22 protein-coding genes are annotated in these 25,975 nt (G+C 56.0%); 13 read left to right on the top strand and 9 right to left on the bottom strand.

What is annotated here, in order from left to right; translation table 11 throughout:
- The first annotated feature begins 321 nt into the window (after positions 1-321).
- A complete protein-coding gene (locus tag ATO67_RS08550) occupies positions 322-597 on the top strand; it encodes a DUF6074 family protein (protein WP_342585710.1) in 276 nt (91 codons plus the stop codon).
- A 9-nt stretch (positions 598-606) separates the two neighbouring features.
- On the opposite strand, the gene ATO67_RS08545 is transcribed toward ATO67_RS08550, so the two are convergent.
- The gene (locus ATO67_RS08545) at positions 607-1,638 is read right to left on the bottom strand and encodes a LacI family DNA-binding transcriptional regulator (RefSeq protein WP_067646874.1); all 1,032 of its coding nucleotides are present in this window, start codon (positions 1,636-1,638) and stop codon (positions 607-609) included.
- Between the two features lie 160 nt (positions 1,639-1,798).
- Here ATO67_RS08545 and ATO67_RS08540 point away from each other — a divergent pair, with 160 nt between their 5' ends.
- The 3 genes from ATO67_RS08540 to ATO67_RS08530 all read left to right on the top strand — a co-directional run bounded on the left by ATO67_RS08540 (position 1,799) and on the right by ATO67_RS08530 (position 5,395).
- The gene (locus tag ATO67_RS08540) at positions 1,799-3,325 is read left to right on the top strand and encodes a sugar ABC transporter ATP-binding protein (RefSeq protein ID WP_067646862.1); all 1,527 of its coding nucleotides are present in this window, start codon (positions 1,799-1,801) and stop codon (positions 3,323-3,325) included.
- A gap of 47 nt (positions 3,326-3,372) precedes the next feature.
- Positions 3,373-4,380, top strand: coding sequence for an ABC transporter permease (locus ATO67_RS08535; RefSeq protein WP_067646859.1), 1,008 nt, complete (start codon positions 3,373-3,375; stop codon positions 4,378-4,380).
- Between the two features lie 67 nt (positions 4,381-4,447).
- Positions 4,448-5,395, top strand: a complete 948-nt coding sequence (locus ATO67_RS08530; protein ID WP_067646857.1) for a substrate-binding domain-containing protein — start codon at positions 4,448-4,450, stop codon at positions 5,393-5,395.
- A 58-nt stretch (positions 5,396-5,453) separates the two neighbouring features.
- On the opposite strand, the gene ATO67_RS08525 is transcribed toward ATO67_RS08530, so the two are convergent.
- The 3 genes from ATO67_RS08525 to ATO67_RS08515 all read right to left on the bottom strand — a co-directional run bounded on the left by ATO67_RS08525 (position 5,454) and on the right by ATO67_RS08515 (position 10,810).
- Entirely contained in the window at positions 5,454-6,707 is a 1,254-nt protein-coding gene (locus ATO67_RS08525) for an NAD(P)/FAD-dependent oxidoreductase (protein WP_067646855.1), read from the bottom strand.
- Positions 6,708-6,783: 76 nt separating this feature from the next.
- Positions 6,784-8,349, bottom strand: coding sequence for a glycosyltransferase family 39 protein (locus ATO67_RS08520; protein ID WP_082760201.1), 1,566 nt, complete (start codon positions 8,347-8,349; stop codon positions 6,784-6,786).
- A 172-nt stretch (positions 8,350-8,521) separates the two neighbouring features.
- Positions 8,522-10,810, bottom strand: coding sequence for an NADP-dependent malic enzyme (locus ATO67_RS08515; RefSeq protein ID WP_067646852.1), 2,289 nt, complete (start codon positions 10,808-10,810; stop codon positions 8,522-8,524).
- Between the two features lie 308 nt (positions 10,811-11,118).
- Between ATO67_RS08515 and ATO67_RS08510 the strand changes: the two genes are divergently transcribed.
- From ATO67_RS08510 to ATO67_RS08500, 3 genes are all read left to right on the top strand, one after another.
- Positions 11,119-12,549 carry a mannose-1-phosphate guanylyltransferase/mannose-6-phosphate isomerase gene (locus ATO67_RS08510; RefSeq protein ID WP_103088431.1) on the top strand — a complete coding sequence of 477 codons (1,431 nt, stop codon included), beginning with the start codon at positions 11,119-11,121 and terminating at the stop codon, positions 12,547-12,549.
- A gap of 259 nt (positions 12,550-12,808) precedes the next feature.
- Positions 12,809-13,339: a DUF992 domain-containing protein gene (locus ATO67_RS08505; RefSeq protein WP_067646848.1), complete on the top strand. Its 531-nt coding sequence runs from the start codon at positions 12,809-12,811 to the stop codon at positions 13,337-13,339.
- 99 nt (positions 13,340-13,438) lie between these two features.
- Positions 13,439-13,819: a c-type cytochrome gene (locus tag ATO67_RS08500; RefSeq protein ID WP_067647317.1), complete on the top strand. Its 381-nt coding sequence runs from the start codon at positions 13,439-13,441 to the stop codon at positions 13,817-13,819.
- Position 13,820: 1 nt separating this feature from the next.
- Here ATO67_RS08500 and recX read toward each other — a convergent pair whose 3' ends face one another.
- The 4 genes from recX to ATO67_RS08480 all read right to left on the bottom strand — a co-directional run bounded on the left by recX (position 13,821) and on the right by ATO67_RS08480 (position 17,183).
- Entirely contained in the window at positions 13,821-14,372 is a 552-nt protein-coding gene (recX, locus tag ATO67_RS08495; RefSeq protein WP_067646846.1) for a recombination regulator RecX, read from the bottom strand.
- 82 nt (positions 14,373-14,454) lie between these two features.
- The gene (locus tag ATO67_RS08490) at positions 14,455-15,675 is read right to left on the bottom strand and encodes an adenylate/guanylate cyclase domain-containing protein (protein WP_067646844.1); all 1,221 of its coding nucleotides are present in this window, start codon (positions 15,673-15,675) and stop codon (positions 14,455-14,457) included.
- Positions 15,676-15,836: 161 nt separating this feature from the next.
- A complete protein-coding gene (locus tag ATO67_RS08485) occupies positions 15,837-16,067 on the bottom strand; it encodes a helix-turn-helix domain-containing protein (RefSeq protein WP_067646842.1) in 231 nt (76 codons plus the stop codon).
- Positions 16,068-16,289: 222 nt separating this feature from the next.
- Positions 16,290-17,183, bottom strand: a complete 894-nt coding sequence (locus ATO67_RS08480) for a helix-turn-helix domain-containing protein (RefSeq protein WP_067646839.1) — start codon at positions 17,181-17,183, stop codon at positions 16,290-16,292.
- An 84-nt stretch (positions 17,184-17,267) separates the two neighbouring features.
- Between ATO67_RS08480 and ATO67_RS08475 the strand changes: the two genes are divergently transcribed.
- From ATO67_RS08475 to ATO67_RS08455, 5 genes are all read left to right on the top strand, one after another.
- Positions 17,268-18,542, top strand: a complete 1,275-nt coding sequence (locus tag ATO67_RS08475; RefSeq protein ID WP_067646836.1) for an ABC transporter substrate-binding protein — start codon at positions 17,268-17,270, stop codon at positions 18,540-18,542.
- Positions 18,543-18,622: 80 nt separating this feature from the next.
- Positions 18,623-19,483 (top strand): carbohydrate ABC transporter permease, encoded by an 861-nt coding sequence (locus ATO67_RS08470; protein ID WP_067646834.1) that lies wholly within the window; start codon positions 18,623-18,625, stop codon positions 19,481-19,483.
- Entirely contained in the window at positions 19,480-20,316 is an 837-nt protein-coding gene (locus tag ATO67_RS08465; RefSeq protein WP_067646831.1) for a carbohydrate ABC transporter permease, read from the top strand. Before ATO67_RS08470 ends, ATO67_RS08465 begins: the two co-directional genes overlap by 4 nt.
- 15 nt (positions 20,317-20,331) lie before the next feature.
- Positions 20,332-21,417, top strand: a complete 1,086-nt coding sequence (locus ATO67_RS08460; RefSeq protein ID WP_067646828.1) for an ABC transporter ATP-binding protein — start codon at positions 20,332-20,334, stop codon at positions 21,415-21,417.
- A gap of 34 nt (positions 21,418-21,451) precedes the next feature.
- Complete coding sequence (locus ATO67_RS08455; protein WP_067646825.1) at positions 21,452-23,455, top strand: aldo/keto reductase; 2,004 nt, start codon at positions 21,452-21,454, stop codon at positions 23,453-23,455.
- Positions 23,456-23,508: 53 nt separating this feature from the next.
- Here ATO67_RS08455 and ATO67_RS08450 read toward each other — a convergent pair whose 3' ends face one another.
- Complete coding sequence (locus ATO67_RS08450; RefSeq protein ID WP_067646822.1) at positions 23,509-24,693, bottom strand: AGE family epimerase/isomerase; 1,185 nt, start codon at positions 24,691-24,693, stop codon at positions 23,509-23,511.
- A 360-nt stretch (positions 24,694-25,053) separates the two neighbouring features.
- On the opposite strand from ATO67_RS08450, the gene bcsN reads away from it, so the two are divergent.
- Positions 25,054-25,938, top strand: a complete 885-nt coding sequence (gene bcsN / locus ATO67_RS08445; protein WP_067647314.1) for a cellulose biosynthesis protein BcsN — start codon at positions 25,054-25,056, stop codon at positions 25,936-25,938.
- Positions 25,939-25,975 lie beyond the last annotated feature (37 nt).

Here is a 25,975-nt window from a genome sequence, read left to right as displayed (position 1 = left end):
GGGGTTTATATTACGAAACGAATGCCGTTTCAACACAGTTATACTTTCATTAGATCGCCCAGCGTGAAATTTCGGTAATTTTTAATGGTAAAATTTGCGCAAATTTTTGTTATTTTGATCCATCCGCCTGGATTCTGTTCGATGATCTTGTCGTAAGGTTAAGGGCATTTTCATTATCGCGCCCTTGGCAGCGTAGTTCCCTGCAAATATCGGACATTTCGCGGTGATTCCCGCACTGCCAGCGGCTTTCTGCTGGCTCTGTAGACTTCGTTAACTATGCGCCCGGTAAAGATAGGTGGTTGATTCCCGAAGCAGTAAGGTGTGCGTGTGACAGAGCGTTCAGAAGTAATTGCGTTTCCCGCTAAAAACCGTGTCGCAGACATAAAGCGATGTGTTCAAATGCTTGAAGAGCTTCACGGAGAAGAAGCGAACCGCTTCTGGCGGGACGAGTGCAGGGGGCTTGCCGCCCATCTCCTCAATCTCGGTTATGACGACGTTGCCATGCGGCAGGAAGTGATGGAGTTTCAGGATGCGGTGCAGACCGAGCTATGGGCTGCATGCACCCAGGCCGAGCCTGCACGTCGCGACGCATACTGATAGGTCTGGTTATTTGCTTGAAAGCCGTCTGGCGGGTGCGCCGACGGAATTGCGAACGATAAGATCCGGTGTCAGCAATATTTCGGGATGGTCCGGCTGCTGGCCTCCCAGAAGATCGAGAAGCAGTGCCATGGCATGTTTGCCGATGGATGTTCTGGGCTGACGGATGGTGGTGAGCGCCGGTGACATGAAGGCCGCTTGCGGAATGTCGTCAAATCCGGTTACCGAGAAATCTCCGGGGATGTCATAGCCGCGTGCGCTGAGCCCGATCATCACGCCGATGGCCGTCTGGTCGTTCACGCACATGAATGCCGTTGGCAACGTATCGCGCATGAAAAGCTGCTCGATTGCAAGACGGCCGCTTTCCAATGTTCCGTCGCCCTCGATGATCATGGCAGGTGCAGGCGTCAGGCCAGCCGCAAGCATGCCTTCGTCGTAACCCTTTCGACGCCTGTTGTAGGCGAGGCGTACGCGCGAATCTCCAATAAAGGCGATGCGCCTGTGACCTTCGGCAATCAGCATGTCGACGATCTTGCGCGCACCTGCGGTGTCGTCCACCCCCACATAGGGAATGCCACCATTATAAATGGGCTCGAACACGCCGACACAGGGCGGTAGCCGCGCCGTCATGGCCTGATGTCCAAACGGCAGGATGCCGGTGAACAGGATCAGCCCCGCCGCCTGGTTGGAGTTAAGAAATTTGAGATATTCCAGCCCGCGCTGCGCGTCGTTTTGCGTATGGCCGATCAAGATGCCGTAGCCGTGCGAGCGGGCTTCATTTTCCAGGCCGACAAGAATGTTGGAAAAATTCGGATCACCGATATCGGGTGCCACAACGAGAATCATGTTGGAACGGCCAAGCCGAAGGCTGCGTGCCATGGCATTGGTCGTGTAACCGGTAACGGCAATGGCCTGATTGACCTTGAGTCGTGTGGAATTTGCCACTTTTTCGGGATTGTGGATAGCCCGCGACACCGTCGCGATGGAAACCTCCGCGATACGGGCAACATCTTCTATTGTGGCTGCTGATAGAATTGACAAGGAAGGCCTCGGATATGTGCGCGTCCGGACACTACACAGACCTGCCGACGCGTCAAATACGATCACGCAAATCTAAAGATTACACATAATGTAAACCTTTACATAAAGCGTGTAAAGGTTTACATCCATCACAGGCGTAGGGAGACGCCTGGAGGAAATCATGGATACGGACATTGCTGACGACGGCGCAATCGTGCTGTCCGCGCGTCGTGTTTCGAAATCGTTCAACGGCGTGCAAGTGCTGTTCAGCATCAATTTCGACCTGAAAGCTGGAGAAATCCATGCGTTGATGGGCGAGAATGGTGCCGGGAAATCGACGCTCGTCAAGGTACTGTCCGGGTTCGAACAGCCAAGCTCCGGTGAAATCCTCCTTGATGGCAAGCCGGTCACGCTTCCACCGAACGGGACCGCCGAAGCGCTCGGTATTGTCATCATCCATCAGGAATTCAATCTCGCTGAACATCTGACAGTTACCGAAAGCCTGTATCTTGGCCGGGAAATTACCCGTTTCGGTATTCTCGATCGCAAGGCGATGCGGGCAGAGACGCGACGTGTTCTCGATCTGCTCGGCTGCCGTGTGGATGAGAGCGCCCTGATCGGAACCTTGTCTGTCGCGGAAAAGCAGATGGTCGAGATCGCAAAGGCGATCAGTCGCGATGCGCGCATCGTTTTTATGGACGAACCGACAGCGGTTCTGTCCCGTGAGGAAACCAACTACCTTTTCCAGCAAGTGCGCAAATTGCGCGATAAAGGCACAAGCTTCGTGTTCGTGTCGCACAAGCTGGACGAAGTCATGGAGTTGACGGACCGCGTCACTGTTTTGCGCGATGGTCATTGGGTCAAGACCGCGCCAACCTCTCTTCTTGATGGTGAGGCCATTGCCCAGCTTATGGTTGGGCGAGAGCTTTCCAGCCTTTACCCCGCCAAGCGCGAACCTGACGTGGACGAGGCAATTGTTCTGAAGGTCAGCAATGTCTCGACGCGCTACGTGCAGGATGCCAGTTTTGAGCTTCGCAGAGGTGAAATCATTGGCTTTTCCGGCTTGATCGGGTCAGGTCGCACCGAGCTTGCCGAGGTCATCGTCGGTCTGCGCAGCCGATCCTCGGGGGAGGTCGAGGTGAATGGGAAAGTGTTGCCACCCCATGATCTGCATGCATCTATAGATGCCGGTCTTGCCTATATGACCAAGGATCGCAAATCCAAAGGCCTGCTTTTGAGTGCGGGAATGGGGCTGAACCTCACGCTTCAGTCGCTGGAGCGGCATGGCAAGTTTGGCTATCTCAGCGCATCAAGCGAGGCCCGGTCGCTGGAGCGCGCGCGCCGCCGGTTCGACATTCGTGTGCGTGACGGCAGTGTGGTCGTCGGGCGCATGTCGGGCGGCAATCAGCAAAAGCTGCTGCTCGCCAAGGTCATGGAGACCGAACCGAAAATCATCATCATCGATGAGCCCACACGCGGCATCGACGTAGGCACGAAGCAGCAGATTTATCATTTCATTTCGGCGTTGGCACGGGATGGCCACTCGGTCATCGTTGTCTCATCCGAAATGCAAGAAGTCATCGGGCTTTGCACACGCGTGGCGGTCATGCGCGAAGGGCGCCTCGTCGGCATGCTGGAAGGCGATGAAATCAACGAGCGGGAAATCATGCGTTATGCGGCCGGGCTGAAAACGCGGGCGGCGGCGTAGCGTCGGTCAATTGGCCGGTTTGACAGGGCGGGAGGTTTGTTTTGGGTATGAGTGTGAGTGAAGACAGCAAAGAAAAGAAGGCCGGGCGGTCGCTGCGCGATATCGATTTGCGCGCCGTCGCACCCTTCGTGGCCCTTTTCCTGCTGCTGATTGTCGGGGCGATGGTCAATCCCAACTTCATCAGTATCAACAATCTGGCAAATGTTGCCACGCGAAGCGCGTTTATCGCGATTATCGCTGTCGGCGCGACCTTCGTTATTTCGGCAGGCGATCTCGATCTGTCGGTCGGTTCCATGGTTGCGTTCGTGGCAAGTCTGATGATCCTGCTTATGAACTCCGGCATGGTCGCCGATCCTGCGCTTATGCTGGTTCTTGCCGTGGTGTTTACGCTCGTCGCCGGGTCGTTATGCGGATTGGCAAACGGCTTGATCACGACGGTTGGCAAGATAGAACCGTTCATAGCCACGCTTGGTACCATGGGCGTTTACCGGGGGCTGACCACCTGGCTTTCCCAGGGTGGCGCGATCACGGTTCGGGATCCACAATTGCAGACCCTGTATCGTCCAGTTTATTTCGGCTCGTTTCTCGGTGTGCCGATTCCCATTATCGTTATTCTGTTGGTAACCTGCGTAGCGGCCTTCGTGCTGTACCGCATGCGTTACGGACGTCACGTCACCGCTGTCGGTTCCAACCGCGACGTTGCGAAATATTCGGGCGTTGCCGTCAACCGCGTACGCACCATCGCCTTCGTCATTCAGGGTCTGTGCGTTGCCATAGCCGTGTTGCTCTACGTGCCGCGTCTCGGCTCTACCTCTGCGACGACAGGCATGATGTGGGAATTGCAGGCGATCACAGCCGTCGTGGTGGGCGGTACGGCGCTTAAAGGTGGGGCAGGGCGCGTATGGGGAACCATCTGCGGCGCTTTCATTCTGGAACTCGTCGGCAATATCATGCTGCTGTCGAACTTCATCAGCGAATATCTGATCGGCGCGATCCAGGGCGCGATTATCATCATTGCCATGCTGGTTCAGCGGTCGCTGATGCGCCGTTCATAAAGTTACCGGGTTAACGGGTCGCCCGGGTGAGGAAATCGAGACCTTTATTTGTGTGGGAGGAAAACACATGCGGAAAAGACTATTGGGAGTTACTGTTGCGCTGTTGGCGCTAGCGGGTGGAGCGCAGGCACAAGACAAGAAGGTAACGATTGGCGTGTCCATTCCGGCTGCCGACCACGGCTGGACGGCTGGCGTCGTCTATCACGCTGAGCGCGTTGCAAAGCTGTTGATGGAAGAACATCCCGGCCTCAACGTCATCGTCAAGACATCGCCGGATGCGGCAACGCAGGCGAATGCGGTGCAGGATCTGGAAACGCAGGGCATCGATGCGCTCGTCATTCTGCCGTCCGATCCGGACCCGCTGGTCAATGCCATCAAGGAAGTGAAGGGCAACGGTAAGTTCGTCGCTCTTGTTGACCGCGCACCAAGCGTCAATGACGACACCGTTCGCAATATCTATGTTGCCGGTAACAATCCGGCGCTGGGTGAAGTCGCTGGAAAATATATTGCCGACACGACACCGGAAGCTCAGGTCGTTGTTATTCGCGGCTTGCCGATCCCTATCGATCAGCAACGTCAGGATGGTTTCGACAAGGGAATTGCAGGCTCGAAGGTGAAGATTCTGGACCGTCAATTCGGCAACTGGAACCGCGATGATGCCTTCAAGGTCATGCAGGACTATCTGACCAAATATCCGAAGATCGATGTGGTCTGGTGCCAGGACGACGATATGGCCGTTGGCGTTCTTCAGGCCATCGAGCAGGCGAAGCGCACGGACATTAAATATGTGGTCGGCGGCGCCGGTTCAAAAGACATGATCAAGAAGGTCATGGATGGTGACAAGATGATCCCGGTCGATGTGCTTTATCCGCCAGCCATGGTCGCAACCGCCATGCAACTGACGGCGGCGAATTTCTACGACCAAGTCCCCGTGAGCGGCACCTACATTCTGGATGCAACGCTTGTTACGAAGGACAATGCGGAAAGCTTCTACTTCCCCGACTCACCGTTCTGATACGGAAAATCGTGATGAAGGCCCGCTTGAGAGAGCGGGCCGTTTTCGTTTTGAGCAATCAGGAAAAACGGCTGGCCCTGAAGGGATCGACCGAGATTGCCGTTTCCGCGCCGCTCACCAATTGTGTGACGAGCCTTGCAGTTGCTGCCGATTGCGTCAGCCCCAGATGTCCGTGGCCGAAAGCGTAAATCACCGATTGGCTCGCTCTCGACGGGCCGATCACCGGAAGGCAATCGGGCATGGACGGGCGAAAGCCCATCCACTGCGTACCACCGTCCGTTTTTAGACCCGGCAGGAATTGAGCCGCCTTTTTCAACATGACTTCAGAGCGACGGAAGTTCGGTGGCAGATCAAGACCACCCAGTTCCACAGCGCCACCGACGCGAATGCCGGACGACAGCGGCGTGACGACGAAGGCGTGATCGTTGAAATAGAGCTGTCGCGTCAGGTCGAAGGCGCCAACCGGCAACGTCGTGTTGTAACCGCGTTCGGTTTCCAGAGGCGCTGTATTACCCAGCGATACCGCCAGCGTCTTGGACCAAGCGCCACAGGCAATCACCACCTTATCAGCCGTGATTTTCTCGCCAGTTTTCAAGGAAACGATCGTGCTTTCGCCCATCGTCTCGACGCGCACGGCCTCGCCTTTGCGCAAGGTTGCACCGCGGGCTATGACGAGATCGGCGATGGCCTTTGTAAACTCGTAGGGATCGCTCACCTGCAGGCCGCCGGGTGTGAACATTGCATGCTGAAACCGCGGCGCAAGCCCCGGCTGCAAGCGCTCGATTTCATCGCGACCGACACGGGAGAAGGTGAAGCCGGCACGCTCCTTTTCGTCCCAGTCACGACGGGCAGCGTCGAAGCTCTCCCGAGTGTCGTAAAGATCAAGCGTTCCGGTGTTGGTGATGTACTGTGCCAGCTCAGGCATCGCAGCGACATGCTGCATTTCATTGGCGGCAAGCCGCATCATGTTTTTCTGGACTTCGAGACCATGCTGGAACTTGCGCGGCGAACTCGCCTGCCAGAAACGCCAGAGCCAGGGAGCGATCTTCAATGCGTAAGCAGGCGGCACACTCAGCGGACCGAGTGGATCGATCAACCACTTCGGCGCTTTCTTCATGATGCCGGGAGCTGGAATGGGAATGATCTCCGGGAATGCAAGGATACCGGCATTGCCAGCACTTGCGCCGCGGGCAACGTCGCCGCGCTCCAGAAATGTGACGGTCTTTCCAGCGTTTTGAAGATAAAGCGCCGACATGACGCCGATAATACCTGTACCGATCACCAGCACGTCGCATTTTTCTGAAGGGTTCATCATGGGTATCCCGAGGTTTGATGCACACCGATAGCACGCTTAAATGCAAACTGTCGACAAGGACTCTGTGCCAGTCTTAGTGCTCGATGTCGGCCGGCCTGATGATGGCGTAGCTGATGCGGAGGGTTTTTCCTTTCACCGGATAATACATCGGAATATCAAGCGTGGATTGCTGCACCGCCTTCAGCTTTACTTTCATCTGTCCCTCAATCCATTCCGTCAATAAGGGGACGTCATTGTCATCGCCCGTCCAGACCATAAGGGCAGGATGCTCGTCAGAGAGGGTGAAGGATGGATCGTAATCGTCGTAGATGTTGGTGGCGACGGGTACGTCCTGAAACAGAAACCGAAGATTGCCGCCGGTCGGCCAGTTCGGCGTAATAATGACGGATGGCGAGAGTTTTTCGGTTTCGACGATATAGCGATGAAAACTCTGCCAGTCGTAATTCGAATTCGATGTTCGTCCCAGAGATGCCATCAGGGGGTGCGATGCCAGCAGTGCCACTGGTACCAGCACCATCATGATAAGGGGGATGGGCAAAAACCGGCTGACGAAACGCGCCGTGTCGGCAAGGTGCCGTTCGAGGTAAAGTGCCGCAAGGATGGGAGCCGGAAGCAGTAGCGGCAGTAGCCATCTGTCCCGCAGTTCCGTCATCGTCGCCATCATGATGACGAGTGCCATCAGCGCGGTGATTGCGATGAAATAGTGGAGTAAAAACCGGAACCAGACGCTTTGTGACGTTTGCGGACGTTTCGCTTCTCGGCGGGCCGCCAGCCAGATCAGCAGGGCGGGTACTGCCGAGATGATAAGGGAGCCGCTGACGAAACGAGCCAATCCACGCGCCACCTGCAGAAAGCGGCTGTCAGGCGCGTCTTCGGCCATTCGTTGCAATGTAACTTCGGATGCAAAACGGAGATTGTCGATCAGCCAGAACAGGTGGGGCAGGAACACGATGACGCTAACGAGGATTGTCAGCAGAAAGCGTCGATCCAGAATCCGTTCACGACCCTGTGGGTGCAGCCACACAGCAAGGAGCAATGCTGGCAAAGCAAGGGCGAAATTGTACTTCGATAACATTCCCAGTCCTGCGACGACCCCAATCAGAAGGTAACCATTCAAGGTGGGACGCTGGATCAGCCTGATGCTGGAATAGAGCAGTGCAGTGAAGGTTAGCATCAGCATCGCGGTATGGGTGAGATCGCGTTGCGCCTGCCAGAATACCTGCGGAATGACGAAAAGAGCCATTGCGGCAACGACGACGAAGCGTTTGTTTTCCAGCACCAGTTCGGCCGTCTTTACGAAGACCGCAAATATAAGAAACAATATGAAGTTCTTGGCGAACGCGATGGCAAACATCGACGTGCCTAAAACGGCAAAGATCGCCTGTTGGTACCAGTTGTAGAGTGGTGGTTGGGCATCATAGCCGAGCGCCAGCCACTGCGCGAACAGCACCTGCTGCGCCTCGTCGATGCGCAAAGCGGGAGGCGCCAATTCGCGCAGGACGATCTGCAAAAGAAAGTAGGCGCCGAACAGCACGATTGCCGCGTTCGGATTGTCCGCCAGGCGTAACGACAACCTTCTGAGCGTCCCCATGGTCTTTAAGTGCAGCGATGTCCCTGCCTGTTGTCCCGATATATCCATGCCTCATCCGTTTCGTTGCCAAGCGGCAGAATCGATTGTCGCCCATCTTATCGCGGTGACAAAATGGAACTATGTGGCCGAACCATGGAGTAAGGGCAGGCGTACACAACTATTTGCCTGGTCTGCGTATCGGGTGCCGCAGGATGACGCCCCAATCAGGGGCGTCATCTCGTTACTGTCCTGAATTATACGCGGCGATTGCGGCCATGTTCACGATGTCGCTATCTTTCGCCCCCATGGAGGTGATCTGCACGGACTTGTCGAGGCCGACGAGAAGCGGGCCGATGACCGTGGCACCGCCGAGTTCCTGCAACATCTTGGTGGAAATGGATGCCGAATGAATGGCAGGCATGACCAGAACGTTGGCCGCACCCGAGAGACGGGTAAATGGATACTGGCTCTGCATCTTCTGGTGATTGAGAGCGACATCTGCCGCCATTTCACCATCCACCTCGAAGTTCACATTGCGCTTGTCGAGAATGCGAACGGCTTCGCGCACCTTTTCGGAACGCTCACCCAGCGGGTGACCGAAAGTGGAATAGGCGAGCATCGCAACGCGCGGTTCATAGCCGAAGCGACGCGCCAGACCGGCCGCTTCCACGGCAATATCTGCCAGGTCTTCCGCCGATGGCATATCGTGAACGGCGGTGTCGGCCACGAAAACGGTGCGGTTGCGCGACACGACGAGAGACACGCCGATAACGCGATGGCCTGGCTTGGTGTTGATACAACGGCGCACGTCTTCCAGCGCCGTGGAATAGTTTCGGGTCGTGCCCGTGACCATCGCATCGGCATCGCCCATCGCCACCATACAGGCGGCGAAATGGTTGCGGTCGTTGTGAACAAGGCGCTGCACGTCACGCAGCAGGAATCCCTGGCGTTGCAGGCGCGCATAGAGATAATCGATGTAGATCTCGACACGCTCCGACAGGCGGGCATTGGTGATCTTGATGTTGGGGCGGTCGAGATCGATGCCGGCGCGTTCCGCATTTGCCCGGATGATGTCATCACGACCAAGCAGGATGGCAGTACCCAGACCCTGCGCCGTATAGGAAATAGCGGCGCGCATGACTTGCTCTTCTTCGGCTTCCGCGAACACAACGCGCTTGGGTGACCGGCGAACGCGTTCGTAAAGGCGCTGTGTGGTTGATGCCATCGGGTCGCGACGGGCGGAAAGTTCGTGGGCATAGGCCTCAAGGTCGGGCAACTCGCGGCGGGCGACACCTGTTTCCATGGCGGCCTTTGCCACAGCGACCGGGATGGCTGCAATCAGGCGCGGGTCGAAGGGAACGGGAATGATGTATTGCGGTCCAAAGCGAGGACGCACACCCTGATAGGCCGCGGCAACATCGTCAGGCACATCTTCGCGTGCGAGATCGGCCAGAGCCTTGGCGGCAGCGATTTTCATCGCATCGTTGATCTGACTGGCGCGCACATCCAGCGCACCGCGGAAGATGTAGGGGAAGCCGAGAACGTTGTTGACCTGATTGGGGTAATCGGAGCGGCCCGTCGCCATGATGGCATCGTCGCGAATGCAAGCCACCTCTTCCGGCGTGATTTCCGGATCAGGGTTTGCCATGGCGAAGATGATCGGCTTTGGAGCCATGGAACGGATCATCTCTTCGCTGAAGGCACCTTTCTGGGACAGGCCGAACACTACGTCGGCACCCTTCATCGCCTCGACCAGCGTGCGGTTATCGGTCTTCACCGCGTGCGCCGATTTCCACTGGTTCATGCCCTCGGTGCGGCCCTGATAAATGACGCCCTTGGTGTCACACAGCGTGATGTTGGCAGGGTTGAAGCCCATGGCCTTGATGAGGTCCATGCAGGCAATGGCGGCAGCGCCTGCGCCATTGCAGACCAGCTTTGTTGTTTTGAAATCACGACCCGTCAGCGCGATTGCGTTGATGAGACCGGCTGCTGCAATGATGGCGGTACCATGTTGGTCATCATGGAAAACTGGAATGTCCATGAGTTCGCGCAGGCGGCTTTCGATGATGAAACATTCCGGTGCCTTGATGTCTTCCAGATTGATGCCACCAAAGGACGGGCCGAGATAACGAACACAGTTGATGAATTCGTCTGCGTCTTCGGTATCGACTTCCAGATCGATGGAATCCACGTCGGCAAAGCGCTTGAACAGAACCGACTTGCCCTCCATGACAGGCTTTGACGCGAGAGCGCCGAGGTTGCCGAGACCGAGAATGGCGGTGCCGTTGGAGATGACCGCGACCATGTTGCCACGGGTGGTGTAGTCATAGGCCGTATCCGGGTTTTCGGCGATTGCCTTGACGGGAACGGCGACGCCCGGAGAATAGGCCAGCGACAGGTCACGCTGTGTCGCCATCGGCTTGGTTGGCGTTATTTCCAGTTTGCCGGGCCGTCCCTGAGAATGGAAGTCCAATGCCTCTTGATCTGTTACCGACGTCTTGCCGGTTGCGGATTTCACTTTTTCTGACATGGCTCCACCCCTTATCGTTTGTTATAAATTCGTGGTGGTAGTTATTGTATTTTCTGGAAGGCTGCCAAGCGCTGAGTGCCATTCATGACAATAAATCCAACAAAACATGGTGGTTCCGAACGCTTCAATCGATTAGCTGGCCTGAAATTTCGGAACCACGAGCGTTCATTGCCGTTGGTCAAGGGGCCGGTGGACACGTGATCGTTGAATTCGATACAGCAAATGGTTGTGGCGATCTGTAATTCGTGATCACACATGTTTGCTGAAGGGCCATAGAGCATGATGAGTGGAATATGAAAGGTGAAGACGTGAACGCACAGACAAGAAAGATTATCCCTGTTCTTCTGGCAGGCGGGGCGGGATCGAGATTGTGGCCTGTGTCACGCGATCAGTTGCCGAAGCAGTTTCAGCCTTTGGTGGGGAACTTGTCCACCTATCAGCAAACATTGCAGCGCGTGAATGATGAAGCCCTCTACGGCGAACCACTCGTCATAACCAACGAGGATTTTCGTTTCTTTGCGCGCAGACAGGCAGAGGAAATCGACCTTACCGCAACCGTCGTACTGGAACCCGCACGCCGTGACAGTGCCGCCGCCATGGCCGCTGCCGCGGTGCTGGCAGAGCGCCGTGAGCCGGGTTCGCTGGTTCTGGCGTTGGCGGCCGACCATGTGGTGCTCGATAACGACAAGTTCTCAGAGGCGGTCAAACTGGGCGCTAGCGCGGCGGAGCAGGGCAATATCGTTGTCTTTGGTCTGACACCGACGGAGCCCCGCACGTCTTACGGATATATCAACCCCGGCCCATCGATAGACGGCAATGAAGACCTCTGTGTCGTGGAAGCCTTCGTGGAAAAGCCCGACGAAGAGACCGCCATATCCTATGTCGAGAAGGGTTATCTCTGGAACTCCGGCAACTTTCTGTTTCGCTCCGATGTCATGATTGCCGAACTCAAGGCTTACGTGCCGGAAATACTCGAAGCGGTTACCCGTTCGGTCGATGAGCACGAGACCGACCTAGGATTTGTGCGTCTTCACAAAGAGAGTTTCGAGGCATCGCCGAAAAACTCCATCGACTACGCCGTCATTGAAAACACAAAGCGCATGGCTGTGGTGCGCGGTCATTTCCGCTGGTCCGATATCGGCAGCTGGGACGCGATCTGGGAGATTGCAGACAAGCAGGAGAACGGCAACGCTGTCGAAGGACAGGGCATCTTCATCGATTCCGAAGGTTGCCTGATCCACTCCAGTAGCATCCTGACCACGGTGGTAGGCGCGAAGGATCTGGTTGTGGTGGCCACGAAAGATGCGGTTCTGGTCACGCCGAAGGACAGGGTCCAGAGCGTCAAAGGCCTAGTCGAGGCTTTGAAGTCGAGCGACCATTCGCGCAAGACGGAAATTCACAAACGTGCTTATCGCCCCTGGGGCCATATAGAACAGACCGACTCCGGGCCACGGTACCGTGTCAGTCACCTGAAGGTGGAGCCGGGTCACAGAATTTCGCTGCAGCAGCATTATCACCGTTCCGAACACTGGATCGTCGTGCGCGGGACCGCAACTGTGACGATTGACGAAGAAACGCGGCTGCTGACCGAAAACGAGTCTGTTTACATCCCCATTGGCAAGCCTCACCGTCTTGCCAATGAAGGTCAGATCCCGCTCGAGCTCATCGAAATCCAGACGGGCTCGTATTTCGGAGAGGACGACATCATTCGTTTGCAGGATGACTACAAACGCGAGTGAGGAGCTGTTGCAGCCCGGGCGTAACCCGCCCGGGCTTCTAATTGCGTAGGCCACCGCTCTTGAAGCGGATGAAGCGCCCTAACTGTGCCTCAATACGCTTCTAGCTGCACAGACAGTTCTTGACACGAACGCCCAGTTTTCGCTGACTTGACCATCGCTATGGATCGATTTTCCAGAAAGAGCGTTAAAGCAGCGTCATTCATAATCCGAAAAGGGCAAAGGGCTGCCGCGGGTCAAGAATCTAACAGGAGAAAAATCAATGAAAAAAGCTTTTGCCGTAACTTTCGCAGCGATGATTCTCGGCCTCTGCGGCACTGCCAGCGCCATTGCCGCAGATCTCGCCCGCTCTTCCGCTGTGTATCAGGACGAGGACGACCGCAATGGCGTCAAGATCGGCTACCTGACATGTGACGTCGGTGGCGGTGTGGGTTACGTTATCGGCTCCTCCAAAGAGCTTGAGTGCACATTCCAGTCGACCGTTGGTGCACGCCGTACGGACCACTATTCTGGCGCTATCCGCAAGATGGGCGTAGACCTTGGCTTTACCACGCAGGGTCGTCTTGTCTGGGCTGTATTCGCTCCAACAGCCGGATATCACCGTGGTTCGCTGGGCGGCCTCTATCAGGGCGCAACAGCTGAAGCCACAGTTGGTCTGGGCGTCGGTGCGAACATTCTGGTTGGCGGAACCGCCGGTTCCATCCAGCTTCAGACAGTGAGCGTTGCTGGTCAGGTTGGCCTCAACCTTGCAGCAACTGGCACGTCCGTGACGCTGAACCCAGTCAACGGCTGATTGGCATCAGGTCAATCTGACGCATTCAATGAAACGCCCTTTTCGTATTATGACGAGAAGGGCGTTTTGTTTTCCGGACCTTTCAGGTGGAGTGCGGTGATGTTGAGATTTTTGACTGCATTATGCCTCTTGCTGCCCGTGTCGCAATCTTGGGCGGAAGGGGATGCCGAACGCGGAGAGCGTGCTTTCAGCAAGTGTTCCGCATGCCACAGCATAGACCATCCTCGCACACGCCTCGGCCCGCATCTAATGGGCGTCGTCGGAAGGCCTGCCGGAACCGTTTCCGACTATAAATATTCCCCAGCGATGACGGAGGCCGGAGGCGGCGGACTTGTATGGACGGAAGAGAAATTGCACGCATTTCTCTACAGCCCGAAGAAAACCGTTCCCGGCACTTCGATGCGCTTTTTTGGACTTTGGAGCGACAGCGAGATCGATGACCTGATAGCCTATCTGAAAACCGTCCCGGCCCCGCAGTAATCTAAAGCGGGTTTTGATCCAGAACCTCTTCTGCGTCCTCAAGGCTCATTTTATAGACCCTGTTGGCGATTTCGAAACTGTAGCCATTGCGCGCGAAGGAGGAGATTTCCTTTTGCATGCGCTTTTCATCAGGCTCGTCACGGCGAAATGGCCCAAAGCGACGTTTCCGCGCCATGATGACGGCGGAATAGAGATCGTCCTTATCGACCAGAGCCTGTTCGGTGATGTCCTTGCTGACGCCTTTGATGCTGAGCTTCTGGGCTATCGCCCGTCGTGACTTGCCGCTGCGAATGGCCGAACGGGTTGCACTTTCGGCATAAGCGACGTCATCCAACGCCTTGATGTCATAGGCGAATTTTACTGCGGCATGGGCGAGGGCTTCAATCTGCTCCGGGGTGATGTCCTCGAATTTCTGCTTTGCCTTGCGCGTGATGGCGTCGAACAATTGGCGCTCGGTCATCATTCGGCGCTCCAGCCGGTAGATCGTTGAATTGCGAACCCATGTCAGCATTCTTTTCGTGGGAGCAGTCTGTGCTTCCGCCTGGTCAGTCAACGAAATCAGTCCCCGTCTAGCATTTCGATTTTACGCTGATCGTCTCTCTAAGGCGTAAAGAGGCGAGTGTAAAAGTCAAAGCCTAGGTCCGCAAGGCATAGACATTGATCGGGGTTTCGAGACCTCTCAGTGTCTGTGCTCCAATGCTTTCGAAATTTGCAGGCCCGCCTGCCATGCTGACGAATTGCTCAGACATCAAAACCGGTCGCTTGATCAGTTTGGTCAAGCTTTCCAGACGCGACGCTATGTTGACGGCAGGGCCGATGACGGTGAAGTCCAGCCGGCTTTTCGAGCCGATATTGCCATACATGACATCACCGACATGCACACCGATGCCATACCCCAGGGGATCGTGACCACGGGCAATATTGTCTTCGTTCAAGGTCTTGAGGTGGGTTTGTGCTTCTCCGATTGCCGAAAGCAGGTTGGTGCAGGCATCGGGATCGCTCAGCGGAAAAATTGCCAGCAAACCGTCACCCATGAACTTCAGGATTTCGCCACCGAATTTCTCGATAGGCTCTGACATGGCATCGAAGTAGCCGTTCAGAAGTTCGATGACATCGTCTCGCGGCCAAAGGTCCGATATGTGCGTAAAATCGCGCAGGTCGCAGATCAGGATTGCTGCGCCGACCGTTGTGCCGCTGCCCCGGCGCGTGGCGCCATCCAGAATGGCCTGACTGGCGTGCGGGCCGACATAGGTTTCCAGCAAGGTGCGGGCTATGCGGTTTTTGAGGCGAATTTCCGAAACCAGAGAAATCGCCGGAATGAGGCTTCTCAGCATCTCAATTTCCGCGTCGGTGAAGCCACCCGGCTGATTGCTGGAAAAGGTAACGACATGGCGTTTGCCGAAGGTGTGCTTCAACGGCCAGGCGCAATATTCCGTCAGCCCTTCCGCGCGAAGATCGGCATAGATGGAAGGTTCGGATTCTGTTGGCGGAGTATCCAGCCGGTAGCGCAGTTCATCTGCACCCGAATGGATTTCATGGATCGGGCTGTTGCGATACTCTGCCGTGTCTTCTGTGCCGTAGGCATATGTAGAAAACTCGACGTCTGTTCGACCTTTCAGCCACAAAATCCTGGCACCGCGCCATTGGGGATGCTCGACCATGAAATTCAAAGATGCTCTGGCAACGGAGACGCCTGCTTCATTCAGCCGTTGGCACAGTTCGACGAAAATATTGTCGATGAAGCGCTGATCGTGGGTCTCGAGAACCAGCCAGTTCAATATCTCGTAAGGCTGGGATGGCCAGGGCGGGGTCGGTACGCGATTGAGGGACAGGCTAGCGTGAGTTGCTTCTGTCATGATTTTCCCACAGGTCAGAGCTGATGCGCTTCGCATGTGGTAAATTGTGAGGATGTTTTGAAGGGGTAGATTGAAACGTTTATTGTTTCGCCCGTCTTCTCAAGGCACTGGTCCTTACGAATGACGGGCGAAAAAATCCCTCGACTATCGAGGGCATATGGTCAAACGACGTCGGAGACCGGAATTTGCAAAGCCGCCGCCACGCGCTGAATGTGCGACGGATTGCTGTCCGTGCCGTTTTCGAGCGCATCGATTTCCTGCGTCGTCAGTCCGCAGGTAATTGCCAGTTGCTCGACCGTGTAGCCCGAGCTTTTTCTGGCAACTGCGATTTTCTCTGCAAATGGTGCATGCGTCTGGTCACTGTAATCTGGATGAGAAATAGATATAGTCATAATAATCTCCCTGGAATGGACATTGAATGGAGCCGGGGTCCATCAGGTTCACCGGCATTTCATGCGACAGCGTCGCGTAAGGAGAGTTCATGCTGCAACGCAGCAGGAAAATAGCCATCTTTATGGCACTAGCAATAGTTAAATTTTGTTAAGGATTAACGACGGCCTGTGTGGCGGATGAATCGCTTAAAAAAAGCATTATAATTCATATGCTTGAGTATATCATACGATGCTGATTCTCGTGTCGCGACGGAAGTCCGAGGGCGACATTCCCGCGACTTGACGGAAGGCTTTGTTGAAAGCGCTGACGGAACCGAAGCCGCTTTCCATGGCGACATGCAGTATGTTGTCGTTGTCCTTGATCAGCATGGCCTGGGCGCGCGAAAGCCGCAGCAAGGTCAGATATTTGATCAGCGTCATGCCGGTCGATTTGCGAAACAGGTTCATCGCGTATTTTGGATGCAGGCTGGCGGAGCGGGCAATATCGGTGGCGTCTATATCTTCCAGAAAATTGGCAGCAATGAAGTCACACATCCGTACTACACTCAATGAATGATAGCCGTCCGTGTTGCTGGGCTGTTCCTCTCGCGACGGACTGGTGACCACTGAATACGGCTCCAGAAACATTCGCTCCACCCGCAAAAGCAGCTCCTCCACGGCGTTTTCAGACTTTTGCGGATCACCAGAACTGACATAGCGGTGCCAACGGGCGAAATTTTCCTCGTCTGATTTATCGGTGACCGATGTCAGCATGGTCGCGCCACCCATCAGCATACTGGATACCGACACCGGCAGACGCATACGAAAGAAATGCACGAGCGGCAGATGGGCGCCGGCATAGAAAGAGTCATCGGAAGACTGGTCCATCTGGTGGGCCTGCCCACCCCAGAAGATGCACATCTGCCCGGCTTCCAGTCGCAACGCATGGTCGCCCATCCGGTAATGAACATGGCCTGAAATGACGTAGTTCACCTCGACCTGCGCGTGCCAGTGCGGCATGAGCATGATGGCGGGATGCGCTTGAAAGAACTGCAGCTTGGTCGGTGACCCCTCGATGGTACTGGCACCTGGTTGGTACGTTGCTGCTTCAAGTATCTTACTTTCCGCCAAATCCATGTTCCCTTTTTACGAGACAGATTTCTTTGCGCCGCTAATCTGCCCGTGTCGTTGGAGGACGGCAATTGAAAAGGGAGGTTTTCAATGAATTTTAAATTTATCGGCGCGTCGGTTTCGCTCGCGCTTCTAGCCGCAACACCTGCTGCCGCGCAATCTACGACAATTACGATCTGGAGCTGGAACGTTGCAGCATCCGCTCTGAAATCCACGCTTGAGGGTTTCAACAAGAAATATCCCGATATCAAAGTCGATGTTCAGGATCTGGGAAACAGCCAAGTATACGACAAGTCGCTTGCGGCCTGTGCTGCTGGTGGCGAAGGCCTGCCTGACATCGTGACCGTTGAAAATTTTGAGGCGGAGGTTTTCTGGAACCGCTTCCCCGATTGCTTCACTGATGCGACGAAGCTTGGCTACACGCCCGAGAAACAGGCTCTATTTCCGGACTTCAAGCGGACAGAGCTTGAGGTGGATGGCGTCGCCTATTCCGTGCCATGGGACTCTGGTCCTGTCGCGATGTTCTACCGTCGTGATTTCTACGAGAAGGCAGGCGTCGACCCCGCGACGATCAAAACCTGGGATGACTTTATTGCCGCTGGCAAGAAGGTCATGCAAGCCAATCCCGGTACTGTCATGACGCAGGCAGATTTCAACGGCGATAGCGAATGGTTCCGCATGATCGCCAACGAACAGGGATGCGGTTACTTTTCGACCGATGGTCAGAGCATTACCATCAACCAGCCTGCTTGCGTTGCGACGCTTGAAAAGCTCAAGCAGATGAAGGACGCGGGCATTATCACGGCTGCTATCTGGGATGAAAAAATCCAGTCCAACACGTCTGGAAAAGTCGCAACGCAGATGTATGGCGGATGGTTTGAGGGCACGGTTCGCTCAGGCTCGCCGGATCTAGCTGGGAAATGGGGCGTCTATACCATGCCCAGCCTGACAGCCGATGGCCCACATGCGGCCAATCTCGGCGGTTCGTCACTGGCGATAAGCTCCGCGTCGCAACACAAGGAAGCAGCCTGGAAGTTCATCGACTATGCGCTTCTGACCAATGAGGGTCAGGTTACGATGCTGAAATCTTTCGGCCTCGTTCCATCGCTGCTGACTGCTGACAAAGACCCGTTCGTCAAGGAGCCGCAACCCTATTGGGGTGGGCAGGCCGTCTGGTCTGATATTCTCGCCACGCTTCCGAAAATCGTACCTAGCCGTGGCACGGCTTTCCAGTCGGATGCGGAAGGTATCTACCGCGTAACCCAGACCAAATACCTTGCAGGCGGATTTCCCGATGCAAAGGCTGCACTTGACGATGCCGCCAAGCAGATTGAAACCGCGACAGGTGTTCCGATCGCTGAATAGTCTCCCAGGCCGACCGTTGCCGGGCGCTCTTGTCAAGGGCGTCCGGCTCCCATCATCCCCTCTGGCTTTGTGAGGTCGATATGCCTTTGCGCAATAGGGTCGCCTATGCGTTCCTTGCCCCGTATTTGCTCATCTTCGCGACGTTCTGGCTATGGCCGATCATCAATTCGTTTCTGCTGTCGTTCCAGAATACGCGCGTCAACCCCTGGCGCTATGCGCCGTCGATGAACTGGGGGCGGCTGGTCGGCGATCCGGCTTTCTATAACGCCCTGCAGAACACGCTCGTTATTCTGGTCGTTCAGGTTCCGGTGATGATTGCGCTCGCCACGGTTATGGCAGTGCTGCTGAATTCGCCGCTCTTGAAAGCGCGCCCGCTTTTCCGCTTCGCATTTTTCGCGCCCGTCGTTGTCGGGGAAGTTGCCTATGCCGCTGTCTTCCGGCTGATGTTCAGCACCGATTTCGGCATCATCAATAAGCTGATCACATCCGTCGGGCTGCCGCCCGTCGCATGGTTTGACAATTCCACGGCTGCCATGGCGCTCATCATCATTGCGGTGACGTGGCGGTGGGCGGGCTATAACGCCATCATCCTTCTGGCTGGGCTCCAGTCTATTCCGGGCGATGTGTACGAGGCGGCAAGGCTGGACAATGTCAGCAGACGCCAGCAGTTTTTTCACATCACTTTGCCACTGTTGAAACCCATCATCATGTTTTGCGTGGTGCTATCCGTTATCGGAACCATGCAGCTGTTCACTGAACCTTTCCTCATCACCAACCGTGGTGGGCCCGGCGGTGCGACCGAAACACTGGGTATTTTCCTGTACCGCCAAGGCTTCACCTCCCTGAACTTCGGCTACGCATCGGCTATTGCCTATACAGTCGCGGCGCTTGCCGTCGCCATCTCGCTGTTCAACCTATGGATCGGGAGGGAAGCGAAATGAGATCCAAGTCCAAATCCGCCCTGTGGCAGAAAATTGCGCTCCATGCCGCTTTGACACCACTCGCCATCATCTGGCTGTTTCCCATCTGGATGATGTTCGTCTTCTCCACCATGCCCGATTACGGCATTTTCAGCCCTGACATCGAGTTGCTGCCATCGACACATTTTCTGGAAAACTTCCGTAACCTTCAGGCCGATACGGATTTTCTACGCGCCCTGTTCATCTCCATCGGCGTGGCGATCATCTACACGGTGCTGTCGGTGATGCTGACATCCATGGCGGGCTGGGCGCTGGCGCGTTACCGCTTTGCCGGACGTTCGGTCGTCGTTGCCATCATTCTGGGTACCATCACCTTGCCCTATGCGGTCGTCGTCATTCCGCAGTTCATCATGGTGGCGCGGGAGTTCAAACTCGCCAATACTTGGGTCGCGCTGATCGTACCGCCACTGTTCAACTCACTCGGCGTTCTCTTTATGCGTCAGTCATTTTCGATGATGCCAAGCGAACTGTTCGATGCTGCGCGTGTCGAAGGCGTCAAGGAATGGCAGATTTTCCTGCGCATCGCCCTGCCGCTGGCACGGCCAACCATGGCAGCATTGTCGATCATCCTCTTCCTTGCATCATGGAACAATTATCTATGGCCGCTGCTGGTCAATTCGAAACCGGGTATGATGACGGCGCCGGTGGCGTTGGGAACTCTCATCGGCCTGACTAAAGTCTCCTGGGGCGGCATCATGTCGGGCGCAATGCTTTTGACCGCCCCTATTCTCGTCATCTTCGTGCTGTTGCAGCGCCATTTCATCGCCGGCATTTCTGCCGGTGCCGTCAAGTAATCCGGGAGGAACCTCATGGCGGAATTATCGCTTAAAAATGTCGTCAAACGTTACGGAGCCCTGAAGGTCATCCACGGTGCCGATCTGGAGATTGCCGATGGCGAATTCGTCGTCTTTGTCGGCCCTTCGGGCTGCGGCAAGTCCACCCTTCTTCGCATGATTGCGGGGCTGGAGGATATCTCCGGGGGTGAGATCAGTATCGGTGGCAAGGTTGTCAATGATGCCGAGCCGACGGATCGTGGCATTGCCATGGTGTTTCAGTCCTACGCGCTTTATCCGCATATGACGGTCGAAGAAAACCTTTCCTTCGGCCTGCGGATGAACGGCAATCCGAAAGCCGATACGGAGCAGCGTGTGCGCCGTGCCGCCGACATATTGCAGATCAACGAGTTGATTCACCGAACGCCCAAGCAGCTCTCGGGCGGCCAGAGGCAACGTGTTGCCATTGGTCGCGCCATCGTGCGCCAACCTCGTGTCTTCCTGTTCGATGAGCCGCTATCGAACCTCGATGCAGAACTGCGTGTGCAGATGCGGGTGGAGATTTCACGACTTCACAAGCAACTTGGCACGACGATGATCTACGTCACCCATGACCAGACGGAGGCGATGACGCTTGCCGACAAGATCGTGGTGCTGAGAGCAGGGCATATCGAGCAGGTCGGTGCGCCGCTCGATCTTTACGATGACCCCGCCAACCGTTTCGTCGCCGGTTTCGTCGGCTCGCCCAAGATGAATTTCCTGCCCGGCAACGTCGTCGGTCAAACAGCTGACGGAGTTACCGTGCGTTTGGCTGGCGGTGCCGGTGTGCAACTCGTGCTTCCACTGAAATCGCAGATCGCGGACGGAAGCGAGGTTGTTCTGGGCATCAGGCCAGAGCATTTCGGTGAGGCTGGCCAAGGCGATGCCGATCTGACGGTCGAGATCGACGTAGCAGAGCATCTGGGCAACACGAGCTACGTCTATGCGCGTATGGCCGGTGATACGCCAATGATTATCGAGCGGCCGGAATCCCGACATTCCAACGATCAGCAACACCTGACCGTCGGACTTTTCGCCAACAAGACTTTCCTTTTTGACAGCGCGGGCGCTCGTCTGCGCTGAAGACTATTCCAAGACCATCCAATGAGGATCTATCATGACTGACGTTCAACCCATCCGTTGGGGTATTATCGGCCCCGGAACAATCGCCCGCACGTTTGCCGATGGCGTTGCTCATTCAAAAACCGGAAAGCTCGTGGCAATCGCCAGCCGCAATCCTGATAAGCCAGGTCTTGGGGACGGGTTTGTCGGCGCTCGCATCGTTCATGGTTACGATGCCTTGCTTAGCGATCCTGAAGTCGATGCCGTCTATATTGCAACCCCTCACACCGGCCATGCCGAATGGGCGATCAAGGCGGTGCGCGCTGGCAAACATGTGTTGGTGGAAAAGCCGATTGCGCTTTCGGCCTATGACGCTGACGCTGTCTTCCATGAGGCGAAGAAAGCCGGGGTTTTTGCTGGTGAGGCCTATATGTACCGGCTGCACCCACAGACGGCGAAAATTGTCGAGCTCGTCAAAAGCGGGGTGATCGGGGAGGTCCGTATCATTCGCAGCAGTTTCGGCTTCAACATGGGCGGCTTCAAACCAGAACACCGTTTGTTTGCCAATGATGCCGCCGGTGGTGGCATTCTCGATGTCGGCGGCTATCCCGTCTCGATGGCCCGCCTCATTGCCGGGGCCGTTGCAGACAAGCCGGTTCTGGAGCCGGAAAAAGTATCCGGTGTCGCGCATCTCGGTCAGTCCGGGGTGGATGAATGGGCATCCGCCGTGCTGAAATTTCCCAACGGCATCGTCGCGGAAGTCTCATGCTCCATCATGGCGCAGCAGGACAATGTGCTACGCATCATCGGCTCGCAAGGCCGCATTCAGGTGGAAGATTTCTGGTTCGCCTCCGGTCATCAGGGCGGCGTTGGCAAGATCGACATCATCAAGGGCAATGACCGGCAGACCGTAGACGTGCGTGAAGATGGCTGGCTTTACTCCTTCGAGGTCGATGCCGCAGGTGAGGCCATTCGTGCTGGAAAAGCGGAATTTGCTTATCCCGGCATGAGCTGGGCCGATAGCCTCGGCAACCTGCGCGTCATGGATCAATGGCGTCACTCTGTTGGTCTTGAGTATGGTGTCGAAACCTCTGCCAAGCGCGTTTCGAATATTGTCGGTGGCACCGTTGTTGCGGGCAGCACTGTACCTAAGCGCACGATTCCAGGCGTTTCCAAGCCAGCTTCGGTGGTGGCGCTTGGGTTTGAGTTCTTCCCGAATTTCGCTTCCGCATCGCTGACGCTCGACACGTTCTATGAGGCTGGGGGCAATCTGTTCGACACGGCTTATGTCTATGGCGGCGGCAAGACGGAAAGCATTTTCGGAGACTGGCACACCAGCCGAAACGTGCCGCGCGAAGAGATCGTCGTCATCGGCAAGGGTGCCCACTCGCCGCTCTGCTACCCGGATATGATTGCAAAGCAGCTCGATCAATCGCTGGAGCGGCTGAAAACCGATTATGTCGACATCTACTTCATGCACCGCGACAACACCGTTGTGCCGGTGGGCGAGTTTGTGGATGCGATGGACTCCGAAGTAAAACGTGGCCGTATTCGGGGAATCTTCGGCGGCTCCAACTGGACGCGCGAGCGGATGGACGAGGCAGCGGCTTATGCGCAGAAGAACGGCAAGGCAGCACCAGCAGCACTTTCCAACAATTTTTCACTTGCGGAAATGCTGGACCCGATCTGGGCCGGTTGCGTTGCTGCATCCGATGACGGTTGGAAAGAGTGGCAGAAAGAGCGACAGATTCCGAATTTCGCATGGTCGAGCCAAGGCCGAGGCTTTTTCACGGAAAGAGCGGGGCGCGACAAACGCGATGACGAGGAAATCGTGCGCGTCTGGTATTCTGATCGTAACTTCGAACGGCGCGACAGGGCCATCCAACTGGGCAAGGACCTAGGCCGAAGCCCGATCCATATCGCCTTGGCCTATGTGATCGCGCAACCTTTCCCGGTTATCCCGCTGATCGGGCCACGCACGATTGCGGAGCTTGAGGACAGCCTCTCGGCGCTGGATATCAAGCTGACACCAGAACAGGTGCTCTGGCTGGAGGCTTGACGTTCGTCAATGGTGCGTCACCCTCGGACAATCCCGAGGGTGACGCGCGTTAACTACTGCAAGCTCTTCAGCACGTCCTGCGTTTCATAGATCGCGCAGACAATGTGATAAAACGTGCTTGCAGGTGCTGGTTCATCGAGCATTGGTGCGTTTTCCGGCCATTTGTCGAACCATAGGCCAGCGATGGGCGTGTCGAGAAACGGCTGTAGAGCACCGATGGCACGCGTGGCGGACGCGAGGTAGCGATGACGCTCTTCGCCATGTGTCACCGACGCCAATCGCACCGCCGCTTTCAGCCATTCCGTCTGCGGCCACAGACGCGCCAGTGGATCGTGAACTGTGAAATCATCGTAAAGACTCATGATCGCCACCTTGCGGCGCGGGCAGATGCCGTATTTTTCACCGATCTCGAAAAGGCGTTTTGCTTTCGTGACGGCCGTGGTGTCGTTCCGCAAATGACCCCAGCGTACGAGCAGCCATGCCCATTCGAACTGGTGGCCGGGTTCCATGATGCGGCCCTTGTCACCCGGCATCGGGTTCCAGTCGCGGTCAAAGAACTCTCTCAGCCCGCCCGAAGTGGGATCGATAAACTTGTCCATTGCAAGTTGGGCTACATCGTCTGCCAACTGATGCCATGGGCCTTCGGGATCGACCTTTTCCCATGCCAGCATGGCCTCGAAAAAATGCATGTGCGGGTTGGAGCAAAGGGGCTCGCGCGGCGGTTTGGCTTCTTCAAAGCCCACCACCGGATGGGCATAGTTATCTTGCAATGTTTTAAGAATGGAATTCGCTCGCTGGCGCATCTCATCCAGGCGTTGCGGAAAAACCATCGCAGTCTGTGCTGCGGCAAACAGCGCGAAGGCCTGATTGTAGAAGTCGAAAGTCGGATCGATCAGCTTGCCGGATGAGTTGGCCAGATTGCCGTAGAGCCCGTTTTCCAGACGATAAACCTTGTCGAACCAGTTCAGGCCGTGACCGACCGCCTTTTGCCATTCACCGTTCCAGCCGTTCTGCCCGGCTGCCGCATAACAATAGGCCTGACGCGGCTGGACCCGGGAGCGGCGATTGTCACCCAGCATCGGCTTTGCGTTCTGCCCGATGCGCTCGTAAAAGCCGCCATCCGGTTTGCTCGCGCCGATTTCCCACCACATCGGTAGGGCATCTTCGTCCAGCCAGCGGCGCAATCGCTTCACTTCATCAGAAAGTTGGCTCGTTGTGCTCATCGGTTGATCTGCCATATTCGTCCTGTTTTATGCCTGTTTATATGTCCGGTGCGTTAAAACCACATCAATCTCAATCCCTGTCCGCGTTCAAAGTTCCACCAAAAGTGGCGGGGAACTGGTCTCTTTCCCATCATCGGTCATGACCAAGAACAAGATGTGGGCGAATTATGATATTGCTAAATCACTATCCTCACGTATTTCATGCCAATGGTCTTTTCAAAATTGATTCGTCATGCGCGTGACCTTGCCAGCATGGGCAATGCGGCTGGTTTTGTGTCAGCAAAAACCGCTGTTTTCGTTCTTTTGCCGGGCATCGCGATGGCGCTTTCAGGCTGCAATAATCCCGGAGGCGTCAGGCCATCCGGCGCGCCAAAAATGCTGCCGCCAGAAGAGGCGCTTATTTTTCCGCCACCCGGTGGACCTGAAGTCATCAGCGTGATCAATCGCACCTATTCCAACGCAGTCGAGCAGCAGGTCATATTACGCTCCGACGCGCGAACACCCGGCCAGAACTATCTGAAGATCGAGCTTTACGGGCCGCAGCGCGCCGAAGATACCGGCAAGGATGGATTGTCCAGCAGCAGTTTGCGCGCATCGTCCATCTCGCGTGAAATTCGTACCGCCTTTCCGGGGGCACATGTAGCGACGTCAGCCGAGTATCTGCAAAACGCGTATGGCGCGTTTTCATATGCATCCGGTACAGGCGCTGGTGACGATACGTGTATCTATGGCTGGCAACAAATTCGCTCTCCCGAAAGCATGCGCCAAGGGTTCAAAAATCTCGGTCGCATCAATGTGACCCTGCGTCTCTGCCAATCCGGTGTGACAGTACGCGATCTGCTGACTGTCATGTATAATTACACGATTACCGGAAGCTACGATGCCGAAAACTGGAACCCCTACGGTACCGCACAGGCGCCACCGGAGGGTCTTGGGCGTTCCGGTAACCCCATCTATCCGGTGACGGCAACCGAAGTTCCCATGCAGCCGGGGGTGCAATCGCCGCCACCGTCTCCCGCCCCGGTCATTCGTCCTGTCGCTCGTGCTGCCGTCGTTCAGCCTCAAACGCAATTGCAGCCACCGCCGGTTACAGCGACGTCACAACCCCGCGTTTTGATACCATCTCCGACGGGCGAGTTGCCGAATGTTTCGCGACCGGCTGATGTGCCACGGCCTGCAAACAGTCCCGCAACGAAGCGTGTCGTCATTCCGTCACCCGGTTGCCCGTCTACGGGACCAGGGTCGCAGGCATGCAATTAACCATTTCTGTATAGTTTTCAGTAATAAGTATCGCGAC

Origin of the sequence: Agrobacterium bohemicum (genome assembly GCF_001562555.1) — a bacterium.
Classification (GTDB): Bacteria; Pseudomonadota; Alphaproteobacteria; order Rhizobiales; family Rhizobiaceae; genus Agrobacterium; species Agrobacterium bohemicum.
This window is presented reverse-complemented; position numbering and strand designations above follow the sequence as displayed.

Bases quoted from the DNA above. Each gene is read 5' to 3' on its own strand.
- ATO67_RS08540 (WP_067646862.1), top strand. From the start codon at position 1,799: ATGGATACGGACATTGCTGACGACGGCGCAATCGTGCTGTCCGCGCGT.
- ATO67_RS08535 (WP_067646859.1), top strand. From the start codon at position 3,373: ATGAGTGTGAGTGAAGACAGCAAAGAAAAGAAGGCCGGGCGGTCGCTG.
- ATO67_RS08530 (WP_067646857.1), top strand. From the start codon at position 4,448: ATGCGGAAAAGACTATTGGGAGTTACTGTTGCGCTGTTGGCGCTAGCG.
- ATO67_RS08525 (WP_067646855.1), bottom strand. From the start codon at position 6,707: ATGAACCCTTCAGAAAAATGCGACGTGCTGGTGATCGGTACAGGTATT.
- ATO67_RS08520 (WP_082760201.1), bottom strand. From the start codon at position 8,349: ATGGATATATCGGGACAACAGGCAGGGACATCGCTGCACTTAAAGACC.
- ATO67_RS08515 (WP_067646852.1), bottom strand. From the start codon at position 10,810: ATGTCAGAAAAAGTGAAATCCGCAACCGGCAAGACGTCGGTAACAGAT.
- ATO67_RS08505 (WP_067646848.1), top strand. From the start codon at position 12,809: ATGAAAAAAGCTTTTGCCGTAACTTTCGCAGCGATGATTCTCGGCCTC.
- ATO67_RS08500 (WP_067647317.1), top strand. From the start codon at position 13,439: ATGTTGAGATTTTTGACTGCATTATGCCTCTTGCTGCCCGTGTCGCAA.
- ATO67_RS08490 (WP_067646844.1), bottom strand. From the start codon at position 15,675: ATGACAGAAGCAACTCACGCTAGCCTGTCCCTCAATCGCGTACCGACC.
- ATO67_RS08485 (WP_067646842.1), bottom strand. From the start codon at position 16,067: ATGACTATATCTATTTCTCATCCAGATTACAGTGACCAGACGCATGCA.
- ATO67_RS08480 (WP_067646839.1), bottom strand. From the start codon at position 17,183: ATGGATTTGGCGGAAAGTAAGATACTTGAAGCAGCAACGTACCAACCA.
- ATO67_RS08475 (WP_067646836.1), top strand. From the start codon at position 17,268: ATGAATTTTAAATTTATCGGCGCGTCGGTTTCGCTCGCGCTTCTAGCC.
- ATO67_RS08470 (WP_067646834.1), top strand. From the start codon at position 18,623: ATGCCTTTGCGCAATAGGGTCGCCTATGCGTTCCTTGCCCCGTATTTG.
- ATO67_RS08465 (WP_067646831.1), top strand. From the start codon at position 19,480: ATGAGATCCAAGTCCAAATCCGCCCTGTGGCAGAAAATTGCGCTCCAT.
- ATO67_RS08460 (WP_067646828.1), top strand. From the start codon at position 20,332: ATGGCGGAATTATCGCTTAAAAATGTCGTCAAACGTTACGGAGCCCTG.
- ATO67_RS08455 (WP_067646825.1), top strand. From the start codon at position 21,452: ATGACTGACGTTCAACCCATCCGTTGGGGTATTATCGGCCCCGGAACA.
- ATO67_RS08450 (WP_067646822.1), bottom strand. From the start codon at position 24,693: ATGGCAGATCAACCGATGAGCACAACGAGCCAACTTTCTGATGAAGTG.
- bcsN (WP_067647314.1), top strand. From the start codon at position 25,054: ATGCTGCCGCCAGAAGAGGCGCTTATTTTTCCGCCACCCGGTGGACCT.